Source organism: Paenibacillus sp. FSL E2-0190 (assembly GCF_037992965.1).
GTDB classification, from domain to species: Bacteria; Bacillota; Bacilli; order Paenibacillales; family Paenibacillaceae; genus Paenibacillus_AQ; species Paenibacillus_AQ odorifer.
Window position 1 is genome coordinate 5638343 of the sequence record NZ_CP150306.1, and the last position, 24084, is coordinate 5662426.

Below are 24084 nucleotides of genomic sequence, written 5' to 3' on the forward strand. Positions count from 1 at the left end.
ATCAATGTACTCCTGCTACTAGTTCTTTTTTGATTGATTCTAAACCTAATAGAAGTTCCTTTATTCCTTGAATATCTAATCTCTCTGTATTGTGAGAATTATATTCCCACCCCTCAGAGATTTCCTTATCGCCTTCTTCAAAAAACTTATCATAATTTAGATCTCTAGTGTCTGCTGAGATGCGATAATAGCTCCCCAAATCCTCTGCTTTAGCCATTTCTTCACGTGTTAACAACGTTTCATATAGCTTTTCACCATGTCTAGTTCCAATGACTCTTGTTTGACTATCTGACTCAAATAATTCCTTCAAGGCAAGAGCCAACTCTCCAATAGTAGATGCAGGAGCTTTTTGAACGAATATATCACCTTGTACTGCTTTATTGAATGCAAATAACACAAGTTCCACAGCATCTTCCAATGACATTAGATAACGAGTCATATCTGGATCTGTAATCGTTATATCCTCGTAATTTTTAATTTGATCAATAAATAATGGTATTACGGAGCCTCTCGAGCACATTACGTTACCATAGCGAGTTCCACAAATTAATGTATTCTCAGGAGAGACCGTTCTAGATTTAGCAACCATAACCTTCTCCATCATAGCTTTGGAAATTCCCATTGCATTTATTGGATAAACTGCTTTATCTGTTGAGAGACAAACTACTTTCTTCACTCCGAAGGCAATCGCAGCGTTAAGAACGTTCTCAGTTCCTATTACGTTTGTCTTCACAGCTTCCATAGGGAAAAATTCACAGGAAGGTACTTGTTTCAGAGCTGCTGCATGAAATACATAGTCAACATTATGCATGGCCGCTGCAATACTGTTATAGTCTCTCACGTCACCAATGAAGAATTTAACTTTTTCGTTTTTCAGTTCTTTTCGCATGTCATCTTGTTTTTTTTCATCGCGCGAAAAAATTCTAATTTCTCCAATTTCAGTATTCAGAAATCTTTTTAATACTGCATTACCAAAAGACCCCGTACCACCAGTTATCAATAATGTTTTACCCTTGAACATATTGTATATCCCCCATTAATGTTTCTCTTCCAAAATAACTATCCATTTCACTCAGTAATTCTTGCTTATTGAAATTTCTATTGTAGTATTCTCTTGCATTTAATCCCATTACTTTTAACTGTTCCGGCGACTTATTCAACATTTCAACAATAACTTCAGCTAGTTTACGAGCATCACCAGCAGGGCTAATCAGTCCCGCTTCAGATTCTTTTAGGATTCGGCTCGTTTCTCCATTAGCAGACGCAATAATGGGAATTCCACAAGCCATATAAGATTGCAACTTTGCTGGTATTGTCATGGAGAACAGCGGATTATCTGTCAAACATTGAAAAGCAGCATTATTACTAGCCAATAGTTCTGGAATCCGTGTTGCTGGTTGCCTAGTGATGAAATTGAACATTTCAGCAACATTGCTTGCATTAACTAATTCTATTAACTCATTTTTATATCTGCCATCTCCAACAATATTAAATCTAATATTCTTTGCCAAACTCTTTTCTTTGAGAAACAAAGCTGTTTTCGGTAATATTTCCAAACCTTGAGCAGTGCCAATGTTTCCAGCAAATATAATATTAAATATGTCATCATTAGGTATTTCGGGCACAGTAGATTTTTCTTTAGGTGTGTAAAAATCTTCAGCATATTGAGGCCAATATGCTATTTTCTCTTCTTGGACCCCGCGACTAGCAATTGAGTGAACAAAACTGTTTGATGTAGCAAAAATTTTATCGCATCGAGCATATATGTAATCCACCATTTTACCTATAGCACCGATGAAATATCTATTAGTTATCCCTGTTATTATTTCGACATTCTCAGGCCAAAGATCTTGGACATACAAATAACAAGGTACCTTTCTTTTTTTGGCATACCATACACCTGGTAATGCTTGTGTCATTGGTGAAACTTCAAATATAAATACATAATCCGCTTTAACCTTACTGAATAAGTTCCAGAAGAATCCTGATACCACAAAAGATAAATAATTCAATGCGAGCATTATTGAATTATTCCCTCTTGGAATTAATGGAATTCTTATTATTTCAACGCCATTATAGATTTCTTTGCGTTTTTTAAATAATCCGTACCCTGGGAAATACTTTCCTTGAGGATAATTGGGAATACCAGTAACAACCGTTACTTTATATCCTTTTTTCACCCACTCCGTACAGATATCATTAATACGGAATTGTTCAGGGTAAAAATATTGAGCAATAACTAAGATATGTTTGTTCACTCTCTACCCTTCTTTGTCTATAATTTCAGTTAACAGAATCGATTCTCTTAAATCTCTAATTTGATAATCCGTTTTATAATTACTCATTCTTGTGTCATAAGCTAAATTTCCAAACACTTTGTTAATCAGGTTTATTTTGATAACTAAACTACTTTTAAGTATTAAGTTGAACACCTTCGTTAACTTAATACTCTTTTTATGCACTTGGGCTATCAGAAGTACCATTTGACTAGTACTTACATATTCCGAATTTTGGGGGAAGAAAACTCCATTTTCATTATTGTCTATCATTAATCGAATAAATTCACAAAGATTATCTATATGAAGCATACTTCTTTCATTGTCGATGTCAGGAAATATTGGTAATTTACGTGCATAGCTTGCCAATTTCGGATAATTCCCTTTAGAGCCCTTACCATAAATCATAGGTGGTCTAATTATAACCACCTTGAAATCATCACTCTCTAGGAGAGAAATACCTTCCTCTGCCTGGAGCTTACTATTACCATAAAAATTCGATGGCTGAGGTTTCGTATTATTATCTATGATTCTTTTCTTATTGATATGGCTACTATCACCATAGACGATAATACTACTTGTGAAAATAAACTGCTTAACGTGTTCTTCTTTTGCCTTTTCCGCAACTTCTATCGCCAAATCGCGGTTAACTTTATAATATTGCTGCTCCATACTTGGGTCCGTAGATACATGAGCAATTCCAGCAACATGGAGTACTACATCATAAATTGAAAAATCATGTTCCTTCCATTCCGTGCCTCTAACCGATAGCTCCACAACTTCGTATTGATCTGGCCATTGTTCCAGCCACTTTATAAAATTTGTACCCACATAACTACCTTTACCAGTAATTAATATCTTTCGTTTACTCATTTTATAAAGTTACTCCTTTAGTAGAAGACACTTCCTGTTTTGTTGTTCCTTCTTTTACACCATCAGATTTCAGAACACTTAGGATAGTCATAAAAAATACCTTTATATCAAACTTAAAAGAAAGGCTTGCAATATATTCCCCATCCAGACTCGCCTTCTTCTCAATAGGTAACTCATCTCTACCATTAATCTGAGCCCATCCAGTCAACCCAGGTTTGATATCATTAGCTCCATATTTATCACGTTCAGCAATTAAATCATATTGATTCCATAATGCAGGACGAGGTCCCACGATACTCATTTCACCTTTTAGGATATTGATAATCTGAGGTAATTCATCCAAGCTTGTTTTTCTTAGGAACTTACCTACTTTAGTAATGAAGAAATCAGGATCTTCCAGTAGATGCGTCGGCATGTCTTGTGGTGTGTCTGTACGCATTGTTCTAAATTTTAGTATGTAGAATTCCGATTTATTTTTACCTAAACGTTTTTGTTTAAATAATATAGGGCCTTTGGAAGTTGTCTTAATTGCGATCGCAATGATTAAAAAGACTGGCCATAACACTAGCATCCCAATTAAAGCTAATAGAAAATCTATGGTTTGTTTCGTGTAAACATAAGGTCTCATAAGTTCACCTGATCCTTTTAGTTACTATTTCTCCATATATGTAGATCATCTCTATGCCAAATGAGCATAGAGATGATCTTCTTACTACTCTCTTAATTCGCCATCTTCTCAGCTATATCTTTACCCGCCTGAAGCTGTGCCTCAAATTCACTTTTATATTGACTAATAATCTCCGTACTATAGCCATTGCTGTTCAGTTTTTGTTCAGTGTCAGCAACTATACTATTGAAGCTAGCGGTAAATGAGGCCAGCTGTTGCAACCCTTTTTCTTTAATGCTTTTCTTACTCGCTTCATCTGTCGCTCCAAGATACTCAAACCCAATACTCATTAATGTCGATTGACTCTGATTTTTAAGCGCCGTAAGCTTAGCTTCTGTGTCACTAGTGATAGTGTCATATGAAACCTTTCCAGTTCCTGCAGAACCACCACCTGTTGCACCTGTACCACCTTGTGCACCTGTTGTATCCGTTGGCACTGGTGTCGCTACTGGAGATGGGTCCTTAACATTGTCATTGTTTGTCGATCCATTAGTGGCTTGTTCCTGATAAGGCTTGGAAGCTGCAGTAATGGTCTTTGTCTTCTGATCCCAGCTAATGTTATGACCTACAGATTCCGATAAAAAACGTAGGGGTACATATAAGGAACCATTCAGAATAAAGCTAGATTGGCCTGTAGGCAAAGCTTTGGTTGCACCGTTAAATACATAACTTGCCTTAACTTGATTGAGGGCAATAATCTTCGCTGCTGCTGAAGTACTATTCCCGTTCGTTGCATTCATTAGGTATTCTTTAATCACAACTAGCTCTGAGCTGCTAGGCTCTGCAACTGTAACTTTAACGTTTTTAGCATCCCAAGCTACACTCTTTTGCAAAGCATATGACATAAACCGCAATGGAACATACGTTGTATTGTTGTACATGAATACATACTGACCTGCGGGTGGCTGAATACTCACACCGTCAAAAATCAAATTCACGTTCATACTTTGCACTTTAATCGTATTATTTGCAGCCTTAGGCGTTGCACTTGGTACTGCCGCTGCTGATACTGATATAGGTGCGGATGCTGTTAAGGGTGCTAAACCAATTGAAGCAATTAACGATAAAGCCACGACTGATAGTGTTGCTTTAGACATATTTATTCACTTCCCTTTTCTTTCGCTTTTAATTGTTCTTCTTCAGCAATGATTTGGTCATGTGTTTTCCCTTGACTAACTCCGTACTTTTTAGCAATTTGAGATAACTCATTGTATTGCTCATCAGATACTTTACCGAGAATGATACTGCGTGCTTCTCGCTTTTCTTCTACGGTTAAGCCACCTTTGGCTAATTCTTTTAGGCGGTTAATATCAGATACGCTAAGTTGACCAAGTACAATAGAAGCCACATCTGCTTTATCTTTAATCGTTACATTTTCTTGAATTTGCTTAGCTTTATCTGTGGAGACCTGTGCTGTGTAACCATCTGAAGAGCCATCTTTTTGATCTGATGATGGAGCTTTGGTCGGTTCACTATTAGTAGAAGCTGTTGTTTCTCCACTAGGTTTAGCGTTATTTTCACTGCTTTGATTACTATTTTCCTCATCATTTACTGGTGGAGTAGAAGGTACCGCAGACTCTACAGGTTCGACATTACCATCATCAACTGTATCAGTTGGTGCCGTTCCTTGATCTTGACCACCAACATTATCCTCAGACTCCAGATCAAAACCATCTGCCATTGAATTCATCAGCTTATCGACAGCATAATTCGCGGCGAACAAACCGCCAACACCCAATACTACAATAACTGACAGCGTCCATAAAAGGATCTTTTTCCATCGTTTGTTGAACACTTATATATCCCCCTTTATGAATTAGTTAGCTAATAGCGACTTGGGCAACGGGCTGCATCGGTACAATCTGATTGATTATTTCGCGGATAACTTCTGGTTCCTCAGCGAGAACACGTTCCAATCGTTTAAACTCCAACTCTAACTGATTCAGACTTATTACATTAGGTCTACCAATGAAAATTCTTCCATGATCTGTAGAACCTAGATTTTCTTCATCTGTAAGCAACTCTTCATATAACTTCTCACCCTCACGAATACCGGAGAAATGAATATCAATGTCCTTATAAGGTTCATATCCAGAGAGCGTAATTAAGTCTTCCGCCAACGTTAGAATCTTAACCGGCTCTCCCATATCCAGAATGAACACTTCTCCGCCTTTGGCGAAAGAACCAGATTGGATGACAAGCTGAACAGCTTCCGGAATCGTCATGAAATAACGCACCATTTCTGGATGAGTGACAGTGACTGGACCTCCGGCAGCGATCTGCTGCTTAAAGGCTGGAATTACACTACCACGACTGCCAAGAACATTCCCAAAACGCACAGCAGAAAACTTCGTTTGACTTGTAGTGTGCAGGCTCTGCACATACATTTCTGCAATCCGTTTAGTAGCACCCATTACACTGGTTGGGTTAACCGCCTTATCCGAAGAGATCATTACGAATCTCTCGGCACCATATTTATCTGCACAATCCGCAACATTTTTGGTGCCAAAAACATTATTTTTAATGGCTTCCGAAGGATTACGCTCCATTAAAGGAACGTGTTTATGTGCTGCTGCGTGAAAGACTACATGCGGTCTATGGCCACTGAATACATCCATCATCCGACTACGATCCTGCACATCTGCTATCACGGTTACAATGTTCAACTCCGGAAAACTCTTACGAAGCTCCATTTCAATCGTGTAAATACTGTTCTCACCGTGTCCAAGTAACATCAGCTTGTCCGGACCAAAAGGAGCAATCTGCCGGCATAACTCTGAACCAATAGAGCCGCCAGCCCCCGTAACTAACACCGTCTTATGATGTACATAACCTAAAATACTGTTCAAATCAGCTACGATCGGTTCACGACCTAATAAATCCTCTACGCTAACATCCCGAAGTTTCTTAACTGATATTTTTCCAGCGATCAGATCATTAAGAGCCGGTATAATCTTCAGCTTTGCTCCAGTCTTTTTGGCAAGATTAATAATTTCAGAAATCTCAGTACGTGAAACAGAGGGCATGGCGATAATTATCTCATGAATTTCTCTTTCTTTCACAATAGCTGGGATTGCGTAACGATTTCCAATTACAGGAACACCCATAATGTACATATGGTATTTATTCGCATTATCATCAATGAAACCGACTAATTTGGTATGAGCAAAAGAGGGTCCCATCATTTCCCGAGCAATTAATAACCCACAATCACCAGCACCTACAATTAGTGTATGGGTCTTAGTGTCTTTGTAATTAATTCGGTCATTATGAAGTACTCTCCACAAAAATCGGACTCCACCTACTAATAAAAGAATAGTCTCCATCGACCGAACTTCTATGGCAAGAGGTACTCTATCCGGCAAAATTAGGTACGCCAGTGCAAATGAAAATAAAGATCCTACTACAATAGCTTTAGAAACCGATATAATTTCACCGATACTGGCATATTGCCACATTCTTCGGTAAAGACCGAAGTATATCAGGCTTCCACCAAATGCAAATGTTGCAATCAAACCAAATTGCAGCATCTGTACAACGTATTCCTGAAGAGCATGGTTAGGGTACCGAAACAAATAAGATGTCACAATACTGAACCAAATGATCGCAAGATCAATGAAGAATAAAAGAATCACTCTAGATTTCGCTGTCATTTTCAGTGCCTCCAAAAATAACATTTTTAATTATGAATAAATCAATTTCCATAGTAGTAGTAATAGTACCCTTCACTAGCTTTACGTTTTACATTATTGAGAACGACGCCGAGCATTTTTGCACCCACGCGATCCAGATTAGCTTTAGCTTTCACTGCGATATCGCGTTTCACCTTACCATAGCTAACAACCATAATAACGCCATCACTCTTCGAGGCAACAATTTGTGCATCCGTAACCGCTAATAGGGGTGGAGTATCAATAAGAATGACATCATACCGCTGACGCAAATCCTGTAAAAGAGTGCTCATCCGATTAGATGCCATCATTTCCGCCGGGTTGGGCGGGATTGGTCCAGAGGTCATAATTGAAAGATTATTAACGCCAGACTCTTGGACAGTGTCCTCAAGAACTGCCTGTTGAGACAGTAGGGAGGATAAACCAAAACGGTTACTTAGTGTAAAAGTCTTATGTGCCGTTGGCTTCCGCAAATCGGCGTCAATCAACAATACTCTTTTATCTGCTTGTGCGTAAGCTGCCGCCAGGTTAGCAGATACCGTAGATTTACCTTCTTCCGGCCCGGAGGAAGTGACCATAATCACTTGAATAGTCTGATCTACAGAAGAAAAATCAATATTCGTGCGCAATGCGCGAAACGCTTCAGAGACAGGAGAGCGTGGGTTCGTAACGGTGATCAGATGGCGTTGTTTATTTGGAAGCTGTGACATGTTCGAGGTCCCCCGCCTTTCTGGATGATTGTTTCTGTGTTTGTGCGGCACCTTGCTTGCTTTCATCTTGACCCAATCTTGTAATCATAGCTATGGTAGGCAAACCAAGATACTTCTCAATATCAGCTTCTGTCTTCAGGGTGTCATCCATATATTCCAGCAGGAAGGCAATCCCTAATCCAATCATCAAAGAGACGATAAAAGCAATAGCCATGTTCAGTAAAACATTCGGTTCTACCGGCCGTGGCTCAACAGTTGGATTCACTTTAGCTTCATTCAGAATCGATACATTTTCCACATTAAATAGACTTGGAATTTCTTCCTTGAACACAAGTGAAATGGCATTCACGATTTCAGCAGCCCGCTGATAAGAATTATCTCGAACGACAAGTGTCATCACCTGCGTATTATTTACGGAACTCACATTAACCTTTTTTAATAGCTCTTCCGCAGTAATATTGAATTGCGGATAATCCTTTGTAACAATATCAAGGATGGCCGGAGTCTTAATAATTTCCTTATACGTATTAATTAATTGAATATTGGTATTAATCTGGTTTAAATCAAGCTGCCCCACCGCTGACTGCGTCGGTGTTTGGTTAACGATAATCTTCGTGGATGCCTCATATACCGGGTTTTTAATATACAGACTATATACACCAGCAATACCGCACACCAATACAACTATGCTGAAAATGAGCCATAGTCTCTTCCTGACGATCTGAAAATAATCGCGAAGATCCAATTCTTGTGATGACAAGTGAAATTACCCCCAAGCTATTTCTGAAATATTTCGATGCCTGTTCAAATCTTCCCTATTTGCAAAAAAATCGCCTCCTCTCACCTACATGAGAGGAGGCTGTATACTATAAGTTTTATTTACTTGAAGTTAATAGTACGGTAGATAATTACTGCTGCTTCAGCACGGGTAGCTGTATCGTTCGGGTTGAACTTGCCAGCATTTCCGATAACCAGGTTGTGGCTTGCTGCAAACGCTACGCCATCTCTTAGGGATGCGCTGATCTTAGCAGCATCAGAGAATTTACTGATTGCAGTAGAATCGGTTTTTGCATCAGGATTGATAGATTTCAACGCACGGGAGATCATTGTTGCCATTTCTGCACGTGTAATAGTTGCATTAGGATCAAATTTGGCCGCACTGCGTCCAGTGATAATCCCTTTTTCTGCTGCAACTGCTACATATGGTGCATACCAAGCAGTTGAACTTACATCGCTAAAGCTTTGTACAGCAGAGTTGTTTTCCAGGTTAAGCGCACGAATCAACATTTTGGAGAACTCAGCACGAGTTACGTTGTTCTTGGGTGCAAATTTACCTGCTCCGACTCCTTCAATCGCACCTTTAGCAGCTACGACTTGAATTTGTCTACCAGCCCATGCTTGTACAGCAGCAATATCATTAAAGGAGACTTTATTCTCAAGTACTGCGTAAGAAGAGAATGTATCACGTGGTTCTACGATGAAATCTCCATCAAGAACTCCACCTTGGAATTGCAGGTCGCCGTATACAAGCTTACCAACGGAAAGCAATTCTTTATCAAGACCATCAGTATTCTTAAGTGGCAATTTGATAGTAATTGGTTGTTTAAATGTGCTTTGTGCCACACCGTTCACACTAAGTGTGAATTCATACACATCCGAAGCCAATTTCAGCTTGGTAACGGAAGTTACAACTTCTGGTTTAGCTGTAGTTACTGTCAATGAAATCGCTGTGCTGAATTGGCTTACAGGAATCGTTACAGTTACACCGTTGAAAGTAACGGCGATATTCGCAATACCTTTAGCTTTTGCAGCTTCAATAATGGCTTGGGAAAGTGGAACTTCAACTGTAGTAGCGTTTACTGTTCCCAGATTCAGGGTCAAAGTAAGACCAGTTTTACCAGGGTTCGCTGCAACCAGTTTATCAAATTCTTTAATTACATCAGCATCAACCAATTTCAAGGTTGCTTTACCGTCAACAATGCTTACGAGCTTAGATACGTCATAGATTCCTGGAGTTTGAACAGGAGCTACAGGCGTTGTAACACTTCCACTCCCACTGCCACCGCTACCAGGACCGACTCCGCCGCCAGTACTAAATCCATAAGCTTTAACGTAAGCAACAGCAAGTGATTTTGCCGCAGGTTTTGCGGATTTAATATTATTGTTCAGGTTTTTCAATGTTTGCTTAACATCATTAGCAGTAACTCCAAGCTTGTTCAAAGCCTGACTTACTGTAAGAGCTCCTGCACCTGTAGTGTGGTTCATCACTTTCGCAATGGCTTCATCCAACAAAGTCTCGTAACCAGATTCAGATGTAAGAATTGCCAACAAATCTGCTGATGACTTGTTACCTACCAGATCACGAAGTTCTGTTTCAATACTGCTCAAGAATTCAGCAACACTATCAACAGTAAGTCCAGACACACCCGCTTTAGCTGCAATTTTGCTTACCAAAGCAATGTTTTTGTCATCGTTACGGATCACTTGGATTCCGGAGAAGTCATTTCCATAGACATCGTAGACTACACTAGTAACGCTTTGGAACAATTTAAGTGATGTTTTTGTTTCTTCTCCATCCAGTGAAAGCTTGTTCAGTACTGGAGCAAAAATTTCTGTAAATTCTTTCTCACTCAGTGCTGCAACCTCAGTCTTCAAATTGTAGAGATAAACTGCATCTGTTGCGGTCAATTGTTTGTAAACAGCAAGAACCTTATCCTTAACTGCTGCACTGCTACTAACTGTAGCCGCAGATGCTGTGCCTACTGCTCCAAGGCTTCCCAACGGAAGACCCGCAACGGATGCTGCTACCATACTTGCTGCTAATGTTGATACTACTAGTTTCTTTTTCAAAGTCACTAAATATCCACCTCTTCTTATGTATTAAAATACTGTACTACCATAGACCTAGAACAATTCGCCCAAATGCTACGCTATTACGTATAGCATTAAATCACCCAATAAAACCCATTCTACCACTATTAGGTAGATTAGTCAGCCCTTTCGGAAAAAAAATCCAAACAATTTTTGTCGGTTTCCCCTTGTTTGTACGTGTTTTCCATGAATAACCTCGCCATTGGTCATAATTTGCTGAGCATTGCCGCGAACATAGTCACGCATCTCAGGGCCTAATTCTTTCTCCATAACCACATAAGCAGCGTTTAATCCGAAAGGACGATGAACACTGTCATGTGCATCAGAGGCCAACACATGTACTGCATTTCTACGGCATAGCTCCAGCGACAATTTCTGTAGCTTATTCCCGAAAACGCCTGCAAGACTCTGTGCGGTTACCTGCCCAAGTGATCCTAGCTCTATCAGTCTCTCTAGTTTAGAAGGATCAGCAGCTATTTCAGCATTGCGCTCCGGATGGGCGATGACCGGAACGAACCCTTGAATGATCAGCTCGTGGCAGATTTCTTCCATGTTACGTGGTACTCGTGAAGAAGGCATTTCCAGTAAAATATACCGCGAATCTGCAAGACTCAGCAGTTCCCCCCGCTCCAGATCATTCAGAAGTTCACCGTAGATACGGATCTCTTGACCTGGAAGAACAAGCAGTGGATTACCAACCTGACGAAGTCTCTCATTCATCATCTCCACAGCTTCTTTAATCTTGGGGGCATTATTCATATATTGACCGTTGGCATGATGTGGCGTGGCGATGACTGAAGTAATCCCTTCTCTGTGGGCGTCTTGCGCCATGGCAAGAGCAGCTTCCCAATCAGAGGCTCCGTCATCCAAAAAGGGTAAGATGTGGCAATGAATATCTATCATATGTTATCTATCGGTCCTTTTCCATAGAAATTTTAGTTTTATCAACAAAAAAATACAACCATTCCCACCAGGAATGGTTGCTTGATTGTAAATGAGTTCATATCTTACGCTTCGGTTGACTCCTCTTGCTGAGATTCATTTGCTATCATTTCAGCATCCTCTGAATCCGGAGATTCATTCTCAGAAGGGCGAATATACCCATCGATTAAGCCCCAAAGCTCGTCTTTGCCGAGACCAATTTCCGAGGAGAATGGAATAAAATTATCCCCTGGCAGCACGCCCAGCTCCTGCTTCATGGTCTTGATATGCTTTTGCCAGCGTGTCTTAGGAATTTTATCCGCTTTGGTCGCTACAACGCACATAGGAAGATCATAATGCTTCAACCAGTCGAACATCATCTTATCATTGCTGGTAGGCGAATGCCGCAGGTCCACAATAAGCAGAACAAGCTTCAACGTATCGCGCTCAGAGAGGTATTTTTCAACCATTTTACCCCATACCGCGCGTTGCGTCTTGGAAACCTTGGCATACCCGTAACCTGGAAAGTCAACAAAATACATGCTGTCTTCATTGATACGGTAATAGTTCATGTGTTGTGTCTTACCAGGCGTGGAGCTTGTCCGAGCCAGATTCTTACGGTTAATCATTCGGTTAATGAGGGAAGACTTCCCCACATTGGAACGCCCTGCCAGAGCAACCTCTGGCAAGGAATCATCAGGGTACTGATCAGGGCCAACGGCACTGATAATAAATTCGGCAATATTAACTTTCATAGGACTTCCTTTCTAATGCACACTACTCGGTGGCTCACTGCTAATTTCATTATGATGCTCAACTAACGCATGATGCAAGACCTGATCCATATTAGATACAGGTACGAACTCAACATCATTACGTACGCTCTCAGGAATATCTTTCAAATCCCGTTCATTGTCTTTGGGAAGAAGGATCTTTTTATATCCAGCTCGGTGAGCCGCAAGGGATTTCTCTTTCAATCCACCAATGGGCAGTACACGTCCCCGCAAGGTGATTTCACCTGTCATCGCCACATCCTTCGAAACATAACGTTTCGTGAGCGCGGAGATCAATGCGGTTGCAATCGTAATCCCTGCAGACGGACCATCCTTCGGAATTGCACCTTCCGGGATATGGATATGAATATCAATCTTCTCATAAAAATCGGGCTGGAGCCCCAGCTCCTCCGCCTTCGAACGAGTATAGCTGAATGCTGCCTGTGCCGACTCCTTCATTACATCGCCAAGCTGTCCGGTAAGGGTTAGTTTACCTGTTCCCTGCACAACCGTAACTTCGATCAACAGTGTATCTCCACCGACCTCAGTCCAAGCTAGCCCAGTGACCGTACCGATCTGATCTTCAAGCTCAGCCATACCGTAACGATATTTAGAAGCCCCAAGATAATCCTTGATGTCGTCAGGAAGAATGACCACTTTCTCTTTTTCCTCAGACACGATTTGTTTCGCAGCTTTGCGGCATAATGCTGCAATCTGCTGTTCCAAATTACGAACACCGGATTCACGGGTATATTCGCGGACAATGCGTAATAAGCTATCGTCTTCGATAATCAGTTGATCTTCTGCAAGACCGTGGTTTTTCTTCTGCTTAGGTAATAGATAACGGCTGCCGATTTGCAGTTTCTCCAGTTCCGTATATCCCGGAATGAACAACATTTCCATTCGATCCAGCAAAGGACGCGGAATATTATGCACTACGTTCGCTGTTGTTACAAACATTACGTTCGACAAGTCGAACGGCAGCTCTACAAAATGATCACTAAACGTGTTGTTTTGTTCTGGATCCAACACCTCAAGCAGCGCTGAAGATGGATCTCCACGGAAATCCGCAGCCATCTTATCGATTTCATCCAATAGGATAACCGGATTAATCGTACCCGCCGTCTTCATGCCTTGGATAATCCGGCCCGGCATCGCACCTACATAAGTCCGGCGATGACCTCGAATCTCCGCCTCATCACGTACACCGCCTAACGAGATACGGACGAACTTGCGATTGAGCGAACGGGCGATGGAACGAGCCAGTGAGGTTTTCCCCACCCCTGGAGGACCTACAAGACATAAAATCGGACCCTTAAGCTTCTTAACCAGCTGCTGAACGGCCAAATATTCCAATACCCGTTCCTTCGGTTTTTCCAAACCGTAGTGATCCTCATCAAGTACCTGCTCGGCCTTTTTGATGTCAAGATCATCCTCTGTCTGTTCACTCCAAGGGAGACTGAGCAGCCAATCTACATAGTTGCGAATAACGCCGCCTTCCGCAGAGCTGACTGGCATTTTTTCCAGCCGATCGATTTCTTTCTCCATCTTTTCTTTCACACGTTCTGGAACATTTTTCTCTTCCATTAGCGTCCGCAGCTCTTCCGCTTCTCCTACCCGGCCTTCCTTCTCGCCGAGTTCTTTCTGGATCGCTTTCATTTGCTCACGCAAATAATATTCCTTCTGCGTCTTTTCCATCTGCTTTTTGACACGTTGATTGATCTTACGTTCAAGCTCCAGCACTTCACGCTCATTATTAAGAATATCAAGAAGCTTCTCCAGCCGTTTACTGACATCAATCGTCTCGAGAATTTCTTGCTTATCCTTAATCTTTAGCGATAAATGACTCGTAATGACATCCGCAAGTCGACCAGGCTCTTCTATATCGGATACAGCAGCGAGGGTCTCTGGGGTCACTTTTTTGGATAACGTAATATAGTGTTCGAACTGATTGAGTACTGTACGCATCAGCGCGTCACATTCTTGATCGCTATCTTCATCTTCCGGCAGCTCACGCGCCATAACCTCATAGTACTCATCATTATCGATATAATTAATAATTTCGGCCCGTTCTACACCTTCAACCAGTACACGTATCGTACCGTTTGGAAGCTTCAGCATTTGCCGCACATTGGCGACAGTACCGACCCGAAAAATATCGTCCTGACCTGGCTCTTCAATATTCACTTCCGACTGGGAACAAAGAAGAATCAAATTATCTTCAACCATAGCTTTCTCTAGCGCCCGAACTGACTTCTCACGGCCCACATCCAAGTGAAGAACCATGCTTGGGTACACAAGAAGCCCTCTTAGCGGCAATAAAGGAAAACGACGACCTTTTGTTTTATTTGTCATCATCGCTTTCGCACCTCCCATGGCTCTCAATTAATCTCATATGCATTCATTCTAACAAAAGCAGCCTCAAAACACCAACAGAGTCCTTAGATTTCAAGAAGAACCGACTTGCTTTTCCATAAATAGAGACAACGTTTCTTGTAGCATTTAAAAAGGAAGCAGCAGAATTGCCTGCAGCCTCCTTTATTTTACAGCGACAAATCTCACCTTATTCTTCGAATTAGGGATCAATTTAGTTTAACCCTTTGCAGATTCACCAGCCGCATCGGCCTTTAGGAGTGAAGGTGCAGCGGAGAACAGCTCTCCAGCAACTGCAGGCAGCCTTACATCAGCTGTATCGGCACCGAACAGGTGACGGAACACCTCTTCTACTGTTTCCATTGGAATAACGCGTAATGGTGCGAGGTCAGCGAAGAGCGACTGCCAGTTTTCTTTTGGAATAAGCACTGTAGTGGCTCCAGCTTGAAAAGCAGCTTCTACTTTGGCAATTACACCACCCACTGGCTTAACTCGACCATGGATGCCTATCTCACCTGTGATCGCTACCGTGTTATCCACGGGAAGTCCACGAATAGCGGAGACAATTGCTACTGCCATCGCTACTCCAGCAGAAGGTCCGTCAATCGGTGTACCCCCTGGGAAATTCACATGTAGATCATAACGATCGGGCTCCAGATTCATCGTACGCAGTACGGTCAATACATTCTCAACTGAGCCCTTTGCCATACTTTTTCGCCGAATCGTGCGGGAGCCTCCACCGATCTCTTCTTCATCCACCACACCTGTCACGTTCAATCTGCCTTGGCCGTTCACAGCAGGCGCTGCGGAAACTTCGATTTCGAGCAGAGTACCCATCCCTGGCCCATACACGGCAAGACCATTGACTAATCCAATCTGCGGTGCCGAAGGAATCTTGCGTTCCGTACGCAGCGGAAGCTGGCTGCTGCCTGCCACCCATTCCACATCAGCAGCATTTAGTGTATCTCTCTGCTCAGTTAAAGCTAATCCGGCAGCCAACTGAATCATATTAACTGCCTCCCGGCCGTTGGTTGCATACTGTTGCACCACAGTGACTGCTTCCGGACTTGGTTTAAGCCCAATTTTCTGTATCGCGTCACGCGCGATGACGGCAATCTCATCCGGCAGCAGCGGGCGGAAATAAATCTCCATGCAGCGCGATCGCAGCGCAGGTGAAATCTCATCCGGAGAGCGCGTAGTAGCGCCAACTAGACGGAAATCGGCAGGCAATCCATTTTGAAAAATATCATGAATATAAGCCGGAGTATTATTATCCTCCGAATTATAATAAGCGCTCTCTAGCAGGACCTTCCGGTCCTCAAGCACTTTAAGCAGCTTATTCATCTGAATAGGGTGAAGCTCTCCTATCTCATCCAGAAAAAGAATCCCGCCATGCGCCTTAGTCACCGCGCCCGGTTTCGGCTGTGGCACACCCGCCACACCCATGGCCCCTGCACCTTGATAAATAGGATCATGCACAGAGCCGATCAACGGGTCAGCAATACCACGCTCATCAAAACGAGCGGTAGTGGCGTCAATCTCTGTGAATTTGGCGTCACTTTTAAAAGGAGAAAGCACATTCTTTTTCGCCTCTTCCATGACAACACGTGCTGCCGCAGTCTTGCCGACTCCCGGCGGACCATAAATAATCACATGCTGCGGATTAGCGCTGCAAAGTGCGGCTTTGAGGGCGCGCAGCCCATCTTTTTGCCCGACAATATCTCCAATAGAAGCCGGACGTGTTTTCTCCGACAATGGTTTAGTTAATGTAATCATCCGCATTTTCCGTAACTTGTCCAGTTCCTTGCGCGACTCTCGTTCTACCGCTGTCTTATTTGTCTTCTGACCCCGCAGCAGATTCCAAAAGTATACGCCGATAACCAGCGCGAAAAAGAGCTGCACGATCATCACAACTATACTTAATTCCATAGGTCATCCTCCTGTTTCGTTCAGTCTACCTTTCCACCCTTGGCTACTATTAGGTAGTATAGCCGTTTCGGTAATTAGTAAACGCGAATTTAAGGATTTGTTGAATTGTTGCAGTAGGATAGACTCTGATAATTAACTATAAGGGCATTAATGAGTGTGGGAGTGTGAATGTAGCTTAGGTAATTTTTAAAAAAAAGGAGATTGTTGAGGAGGTTAGAGAGGAAGGAATGCGGAGGAGTGCGGAAGTAAAGGAGAGATGAAGAGATGAAGAGATGAAGAGGAATGAAGGAGAAATGCGGAGAAATGAGGGAGAGATTAGTGGAAAGGGAATTTGAGTAACTGTGGTGTTAAGGGGAATCGTCATACTTAGTAACTGAGGATCGTGATCGGTGCTACGTGGGGGTAAGGAACCTAGTTGTGCGTAGCGCAAAGGGTAAGGGCGTCTGGAGTTTCCTGTAGACGTTTATTTTGTTGAGTTCGAGGAGGTACTTTTAGAAGCTGAGTCAGTTGGACGCATTGGGTTACTTCTAAAAGCTGAGTTAACTGGGGATGGTGAGCTACTTCTAGAAGCTGAGTCAGCTGAACGCAGTGGGTTACTTCTAAAAGCTGAGTTAACTGGGGATGGTGAGCTACTTCTAGAAGCTGAGTTAGCTGAGGACGGTGAGCTACTTCTAGAGGCTAAGCCAGCTGGGCATGGTGAGCTACTTTTAGAAGTTGAGTTAGCTAGGGACGGTGGGTTACTTCTAGAAGTTACGTCAGTTTACCTCTAAGATGCAGAGTTAACTTAATTTGCTGAACATATCCCTTTGTATCTCCTATGCCCGTAGAAACATCCTATTTAGTACAAAAATCTAAGTATCATTGGTACCCTGCCAAATAATTAGGGAAATCCTCCCTATTTATCATTGATTCACGACCTCAAAGCTGCCAATTAGGGAAATCCTCCCTGATTATTGGACGAATCACACATAAATGGGAGAAATGCTCCTCTTATTAGGGAGTTTTTCCCTAATAAGCTTGATTTGAGCCATAATCGGCTTATTTCAGGGAGAATTTCCCTAATTGTTGCGTTTTACTTCATAACGGACTTCACATCAAGCTCCTTCACATACCTTCTTTTCAAATTTCCACCTTCAGCAAAAGCCATGGCCAACATTGTTACGCCTATATGATCAGCCCCATCAAACACTTCTGCTACACCTGCTCCATCAGCCATCAGCCATCAACCACCAGCCTTTACAAATATCAATCCCAGTAATAAAGAACATCACGAGCCAGCTTATACTCAACATTTTTGACGCCGATCCCCCTGTTCACAGGGGTAAGCCAGCCTTTTTCACAGAGATTCTTTAGCATCATGCGTACTGTTTTGGGATCTAGCGTGAAATAATCAGCGACTTCTTTAGGGCGTATCACCCCAGCTTGACGCACCACTAAACGCATGATTTCCTTCTCAGCGATTAGCAGTCTGCCACGCGGTGCATCTACAATTTGGTAGCGGCTTAGCGCCAAACGCAGCAGTGTAACACATAACTCAGGGCGCTGTTCAACATCATCATAGGCAAATGAAATTACTTGATAACCCATTCCGTACAGAAAAGTTTCACGATTTAGCTCATTACAATACTTCAGCCTATCCATGTCTCTTACATGAGCTGCATACCCTTTGATCTCAAACAAGAGCTTGATCGGCCCCGGCAAAAAAGCAAAATCAGCAAAATAAGCTCGTCTTTGTAAATCCAGCACCTCATACTCCGGATGAAGATTATTGAAATCACCACGAAGCGGCCACCAGACATTCTGCAAAAATAATTTCTCGGCGTGGCCATGACCTCTCTCCAGCCTTCCCCGCCGTTCGCCCGTTCTGCTTGCAAGATGATGCGCAATAAATTTTTCATGGGCTTGTTCATAGTTCATGTTTACTCATCCCTTCCTCCAAAATAGGAAATAAACGCAAAAAAAAACGCCCCATGAGCCCCGGATATACCGGAACTGCACAGGACGTTCTTCGCCACTTAGATCACTACTTACCTAACGTCGCCCAAAATTACTATACGATGCTAAGAAGTGTTTATAATATTATGAGATTGAAAATTTCTTTATAAATACCATTCAAACCAAGTTACTTCGATTGCACCGGAGGTGCAAGGTTAGCGTGGGCGCGGCCTGGGATTTCGCCCGTTGCCTCGTAAGCCACCACAATCGCATCAATTTCCTTCTTCAGCTCGTTCACTAGTTCAGCTTCAGGCACTTTACGGATCATTTGTCCGTAGCGGAAAAGCAAACCTTCCCCACGAGCGCCAGCAATACCGATATCTGCTTCACGTGCTTCACCAGGACCGTTAACAGCACAGCCAAGGACAGAAACTTTAATAGGCACCTTAAGCTTCGAAATATATTCTTCCACCTCATTAGCGATGGAGAAAAGATCGATATCCAGTCGGCCGCAAGTTGGACATGAGATCAGCGTCGCCGCGTTAGAGATCAGACCAAACGTCTTCAGCAGCTCACGCGCCACCTTAACCTCTTCAACTGGATCGGCACTAAGCGAGATACGCAGTGTGCTGCCGATGCCCATAGAGAGCAGTGCACCAATACCTGCGGAGCTCTTCACTGTACCAGCAAACAATGTGCCAGATTCTGTAATCCCCAAGTGCAGTGGATAAGGGATGACTTCCGCAGCCTGACGGTAAGCTTCGATGGCCATTGGCACATCGGATGCTTTTAGAGAAACGATAATGTCGTGGAAATCCAGTTCCTCCAGAATACCAATATGGTATAACGCACTTTCTACCATAGCTTCTGGGGTTGGGTATCCGTATTTTTCCAAAAGGTGATTCTCCAAAGAACCGGCGTTTACACCAATCCGAATCGGAATTCCTTTTTCTTTACATGCTTTAACTACCGCTTCTACCTTTTCGCGACGACCAATGTTCCCCGGATTAATCCGTACCTTATCGATGCCGTTCTCGATAGCCATCAACGCTAGCTTATAGTTGAAATGAATATCCGCTACGAGTGGGATATGAATCTGTTTCTTGATCTCCTTGATTGCGGCAGCCGCCTCTTCATTGTTGACAGTTACACGTACTAGCTGGCAGCCTGCTTCCTCAAGCCGCAAGATTTCAGCTACAGTAGCCTCTACATCAGCGGTTTTGGTTGTACACATGCTTTGAATCGCAACCTCGTTGTTTCCCCCAATAATGAGCCCGCCAACATTGACAGGACGGGTTTGGTGTCTCAAGAACATGATTTTTCTCCCCCATAACGCCAAAGCTCCACCCCTTCGCTCCCGCTAATGTGAAGCGGGATAAGCGGAAGAAAGGTGGAGACTGTGACATGTATTGTTAAGGAAAAGCGGCTTACGCGCTTTCCTCTTTCTTCTTGTCTTTCTTAAGGTTGAGCTCAGGCAAAGCTTTCTCCTGAACGACCTGTTCCGTGATCACACAATCCTTAATATCATCGCGTGAAGGAACTTCATACATCACATCGAGCATGATGCTCTCAATAATCGCGCGCAGTCCACGGGCTCCCGTATTACGTTTGATCGCTTCCTTGGCAATTGCTTCGAGTGCCAATGGTTCGAACTTCAACGCTACGTTGTCCATTTCCAGCAGCTTGATATATTGTTTAGTGAGTGCATTTTTAGGCTCGGAAAGGATACGTACAAGCGTATTCTCATCAAGCGGCTCCAAAGTCGAGATGACTGGCAGACGGCCTACAAATTCAGGAATAAGACCGAATTTGAGCAAATCTTCAGGCAATACCATCGACAAATATTCGCCAGGCTTAAGATCCTTTTGTCCTTCAACTGCTGCGTTGAAGCCAATGATTTTTTTACCGATACGGCGTTTAATCATTTGCTCCAGACCGTCAAAGGCACCGCCAACGATGAACAGGATGTTCGTCGTGTCGATCTGAATAAACTCCTGGTGAGGATGCTTACGTCCGCCCTGCGGAGGCACAGAAGCAACAGTTCCTTCCAGAATCTTCAGAAGCGCTTGCTGTACACCTTCGCCGGAAACGTCACGAGTAATGGACGGATTCTCGGATTTACGTGCTACTTTATCAATTTCATCAATATAGATAATGCCGCGTTCGGCTTTCTCCACATCGTAATCTGCAGCTTGAATGAGTTTGAGCAGAATGTTCTCAACATCCTCGCCAACATAACCAGCTTCCGTTAAGGAAGTAGCGTCTGCAATAGCAAAAGGAACGTTGATAATCTTCGCCATCGTTTGTGCTAACAAGGTTTTACCAGAACCTGTTGGACCGAGCAAAAGGATATTACTCTTCGTCAGCTCAACATCTTCGATCTTGCTTTGGCTGTTCACGCGCTTATAGTGGTTATAAACCGCTACAGAAAGAGATTTCTTCGCTTGCTCTTGACCGATTACATATTGATCCAAAATATCGCGAATTTCCTTTGGTTTTGGAATATCCTTCAGATCAAGCTCTTCCTCATGACCGAGCTCTTCTTCCACAATTTCCGTGCAAAGCTCGATACATTCGTCACATATATAAACGCCCGGTCCTGCTACAAGCTTACGAACCTGCTCTTGTGATTTACCGCAAAAAGAACATTTCAATTGCCCTTTTTCATCATTAAATTTAAACATCTAACCACCCCTTTAAGATTTCATCGGTGAAGAAAGAACCTGGTCAATAAGCCCATATTCCTTGGCTTCTTCCGCGCTCATGAAGTTATCGCGGTCTGTGTCCCGTTCGATTTTTTCAAGGGGCTGACCTGTGCGATCTACATAAATTTGATTCAGCTTCTGTCTCGTCTTGAGGATCCAGTCAGTGTGAATCCAAATATCAGACGCTTGACCTTGAACACCGCCGAGCGGTTGATGAATCATAACTTCGCTGTTGGTCAGCGCATATCTTTTGCCCGGCGCCCCAGCTGTTAGAAGGAGCGATCCCATGCTTGCTGCCATCCCTACACAAATGGTTGAAACATCCGGTTTGATATATTGCATCGTATCGTATATACCCATGCCGGCTGTTACTGAACCACCGGGTGAGTTGAGGTACAAGTGAATGTCCTTCTCGGGATCATCTGCTGCCAAAAACAGCAATTGAGCAATAACCAGATTGGCGACATCATCGTCAATCGCACTGCTTAAGAAAATGATGCGATCCTTGAGCAATCTGGAATAGATATCGTACGAACGTTCTCCACGACTTGTTGATTCCACAACCATTGGTACCAGACTCATGCCACCAACCTCTTTTCTCTGTACAGATTAGTCTTATCGTTTCAGAAATATTTTAACACGTTCACGGCGCGATGTCATTTTTTCACTACAGTGGACAGTCCGCTGCTTGTGAATTGTGACGTTACCGCCCCTATTACCTTATTGCCATACGTTCATACGGATACCTATGTAGTCACATATATTTGCGGCCGAGGATAAAAATAAGGCACGTAACGAAACTTACGTGCCTTATCATATCTGTATGGAGGCCGTGTAACTTGGCCGTTCTAGGTAGTGTCAAGCTAAAACGCCTTCGGCGTCCTTTTAAGGACGGTAAGCGTTTATGCGAGAATTATAAGAATAAAGTATAAAGTGAAACTTATACCTTCTTATAATTTTAAAATATCCTACTCAGCTTTAGTGTCTTCAGCAGCTGGTGCTTCTTCTACTGCTTCAACTTCTACACTATTGCTAACAAGGAAATCAATGGTTTTACGCAACGAAAGCTCTTCGCTCAAGCTGCCCAGTGAACCGTTAGCTGCCAAGATGCTGCGGATTTCTTCTGGAGTACGTTTGTAAGCTTCAGCCATAGTAGCCAACTCTTCGTTAACTTCTTCTTCGGAAACTTCAATGTTCTCTTGTTTTGCGATAACTTCCAATACCAGGTTGTTGCGAACGCGTTTTTCAGCATCGCCTTTCATTTGGTTCTGCAAGTCTTCACGAGTTTGGCCGGAGAAGCTAAGGAACATATCCATGTTCATACCTTGTTGACGAAGACGAGTGTCGAAGTCACGAACCATATTCTCAACTTCACTGTTGATCATAGCTTCAGGGATTTCAACTTCAGCGTTAGCTGCTGCTTTATCAACAACTGCATTCTCACGAAGGCCTTTCAGTTCTTCCTCTTTACGGGATTCGAGCTGAGCTTTCAGATCTGCTTTGTACTCATCCAAAGTTTCGAATTCACTTACATCTTTAGCGAATTCATCATCCAATGCAGGAAGTTGTTTGCGTTTGATTTCGTGCAGCTTCACTTTGAATACTGCTTTTTTACCCGCAAGGTTCTCTGCATGGTATTCATCAGGGAAAGTAACTTCAACATCTTTGAAATCTCCAGTAGCCATTCCTACCACTTGCTCTTCGAATCCTGGAATGAAGGAGTTGCTGCCAAGCTCAAGAGAGTGACGTTCAGCTTTTCCGCCTTCAAACGGTACATCATCAACATATCCGTCAAAATCGATTACAGCGATGTCGCCGTTAGCTGCTGCATCTTCTTCAACTACTACAAGCTCAGCATGACGTTCTTGCAGACGAGCAAGTTCAGCACTCAACTCTTCTTCAGTCACTTCAGCTTTTTGTACTGGAACTTCCAGACCTTTGTAATCGCCGAGCTTCACTTCAGGTTTAACCGTGATCTTCGCTTTGAAGATAAAGGATTGGCCTTTAGCAAATTGCTCAATATCAACTTCAGGACGGTCTACAGGGAAGATGTCAGTCTGTTCAACTGCTTCACCGTAAGCTTCAGGAAGAAGAATGTCGATTGCATCTTGGTACAAGCTTTCTACACCAAAACGGGATTCAAAGATCGGCCGAGGTACTTTACCTTTACGGAAGCCTGGTACGTTAGCTTTTTTAACGACTTTGTTAAAAGCTTTATCAAGTGCTGCTGTTACGCGTTCTGCGTCTACTTCTACTTCAAGAACTCCAAGGTTCTTCTCTATTTTTTCCCATGTTGCTTTCATATTATACTTTTCCCTCCAAAATATAGGTTCACAAGTTTACTTCAAATAATGATACAATCCACGCACAGAATAACCAT

20 protein-coding genes are annotated in these 24084 nt (G+C 42.8%); all 20 read right to left on the reverse strand.

Annotation, left to right across the window (positions count from 1 at the left end):
* Position 1: 1 nt before the first annotated feature.
* The 20 genes from NST25_RS24830 to tig all read right to left on the reverse strand — a co-directional run bounded on the left by NST25_RS24830 (position 2) and on the right by tig (position 24007).
* Positions 2–1021, reverse strand: coding sequence for a polysaccharide biosynthesis protein (locus NST25_RS24830; protein ID WP_340392694.1), 1020 nt, complete (start codon positions 1019–1021; stop codon positions 2–4).
* Positions 1008–2258: a glycosyltransferase family 4 protein gene (locus NST25_RS24835; protein ID WP_340392695.1), complete on the reverse strand. Its 1251-nt coding sequence runs from the start codon at positions 2256–2258 to the stop codon at positions 1008–1010. Before NST25_RS24835 ends, NST25_RS24830 begins: the two co-directional genes overlap by 14 nt.
* 3 nt (positions 2259–2261) lie before the next feature.
* Positions 2262–3149 carry an NAD-dependent epimerase/dehydratase family protein gene (locus NST25_RS24840; RefSeq protein WP_340392696.1) on the reverse strand — a complete coding sequence of 296 codons (888 nt, stop codon included), beginning with the start codon at positions 3147–3149 and terminating at the stop codon, positions 2262–2264.
* A gap of 1 nt (position 3150) precedes the next feature.
* The gene (locus NST25_RS24845) at positions 3151–3777 is read right to left on the reverse strand and encodes a sugar transferase (protein WP_076220410.1); all 627 of its coding nucleotides are present in this window, start codon (positions 3775–3777) and stop codon (positions 3151–3153) included.
* Positions 3778–3869: 92 nt separating this feature from the next.
* Positions 3870–4913, reverse strand: a complete 1044-nt coding sequence (locus tag NST25_RS24850; protein ID WP_340392698.1) for a copper amine oxidase N-terminal domain-containing protein — start codon at positions 4911–4913, stop codon at positions 3870–3872.
* A 2-nt stretch (positions 4914–4915) separates the two neighbouring features.
* Complete coding sequence (locus NST25_RS24855; protein ID WP_340392700.1) at positions 4916–5611, reverse strand: hypothetical protein; 696 nt, start codon at positions 5609–5611, stop codon at positions 4916–4918.
* A 25-nt stretch (positions 5612–5636) separates the two neighbouring features.
* The gene (locus NST25_RS24860; protein WP_340392701.1) at positions 5637–7469 is read right to left on the reverse strand and encodes a nucleoside-diphosphate sugar epimerase/dehydratase; all 1833 of its coding nucleotides are present in this window, start codon (positions 7467–7469) and stop codon (positions 5637–5639) included.
* Positions 7470–7510: 41 nt separating this feature from the next.
* Positions 7511–8197, reverse strand: a complete 687-nt coding sequence (locus tag NST25_RS24865; protein ID WP_076303251.1) for a CpsD/CapB family tyrosine-protein kinase — start codon at positions 8195–8197, stop codon at positions 7511–7513.
* Positions 8178–8957, reverse strand: a complete 780-nt coding sequence (locus tag NST25_RS24870) for a Wzz/FepE/Etk N-terminal domain-containing protein (protein WP_036685072.1) — start codon at positions 8955–8957, stop codon at positions 8178–8180. Before NST25_RS24870 ends, NST25_RS24865 begins: the two co-directional genes overlap by 20 nt.
* 119 nt (positions 8958–9076) lie before the next feature.
* The gene (locus NST25_RS24875; RefSeq protein ID WP_076306852.1) at positions 9077–11053 is read right to left on the reverse strand and encodes an S-layer homology domain-containing protein; all 1977 of its coding nucleotides are present in this window, start codon (positions 11051–11053) and stop codon (positions 9077–9079) included.
* A gap of 135 nt (positions 11054–11188) precedes the next feature.
* Positions 11189–11971 (reverse strand): CpsB/CapC family capsule biosynthesis tyrosine phosphatase, encoded by a 783-nt coding sequence (locus NST25_RS24880; protein WP_076306853.1) that lies wholly within the window; start codon positions 11969–11971, stop codon positions 11189–11191.
* A gap of 104 nt (positions 11972–12075) precedes the next feature.
* Positions 12076–12744: a ribosome biogenesis GTP-binding protein YihA/YsxC gene (gene yihA / locus NST25_RS24885; protein ID WP_036685063.1), complete on the reverse strand. Its 669-nt coding sequence runs from the start codon at positions 12742–12744 to the stop codon at positions 12076–12078.
* A gap of 12 nt (positions 12745–12756) precedes the next feature.
* A complete protein-coding gene (lon, locus tag NST25_RS24890; RefSeq protein ID WP_076129428.1) occupies positions 12757–15120 on the reverse strand; it encodes an endopeptidase La in 2364 nt (787 codons plus the stop codon).
* A gap of 234 nt (positions 15121–15354) precedes the next feature.
* Positions 15355–17064: an ATP-dependent protease LonB gene (gene lonB / locus NST25_RS24895; RefSeq protein ID WP_038573063.1), complete on the reverse strand. Its 1710-nt coding sequence runs from the start codon at positions 17062–17064 to the stop codon at positions 15355–15357.
* A gap of 1072 nt (positions 17065–18136) precedes the next feature.
* Positions 18137–18280 (reverse strand): hypothetical protein, encoded by a 144-nt coding sequence (locus NST25_RS24900; RefSeq protein WP_179086850.1) that lies wholly within the window; start codon positions 18278–18280, stop codon positions 18137–18139.
* Positions 18281–18309: 29 nt separating this feature from the next.
* Positions 18310–18981, reverse strand: coding sequence for a BlaI/MecI/CopY family transcriptional regulator (locus NST25_RS24905; RefSeq protein WP_340392704.1), 672 nt, complete (start codon positions 18979–18981; stop codon positions 18310–18312).
* Between the two features lie 205 nt (positions 18982–19186).
* Complete coding sequence (gene ispG / locus NST25_RS24910; protein WP_036685055.1) at positions 19187–20314, reverse strand: flavodoxin-dependent (E)-4-hydroxy-3-methylbut-2-enyl-diphosphate synthase; 1128 nt, start codon at positions 20312–20314, stop codon at positions 19187–19189.
* A 112-nt stretch (positions 20315–20426) separates the two neighbouring features.
* Positions 20427–21683, reverse strand: coding sequence for an ATP-dependent protease ATP-binding subunit ClpX (gene clpX / locus NST25_RS24915; RefSeq protein WP_036685052.1), 1257 nt, complete (start codon positions 21681–21683; stop codon positions 20427–20429).
* Positions 21684–21695: 12 nt separating this feature from the next.
* Positions 21696–22286 carry an ATP-dependent Clp endopeptidase proteolytic subunit ClpP gene (gene clpP / locus NST25_RS24920; protein WP_076129430.1) on the reverse strand — a complete coding sequence of 197 codons (591 nt, stop codon included), beginning with the start codon at positions 22284–22286 and terminating at the stop codon, positions 21696–21698.
* A 386-nt stretch (positions 22287–22672) separates the two neighbouring features.
* Positions 22673–24007, reverse strand: a complete 1335-nt coding sequence (gene tig / locus NST25_RS24925; protein WP_076129431.1) for a trigger factor — start codon at positions 24005–24007, stop codon at positions 22673–22675.
* Positions 24008–24084: the final 77 nt, after the last annotated feature.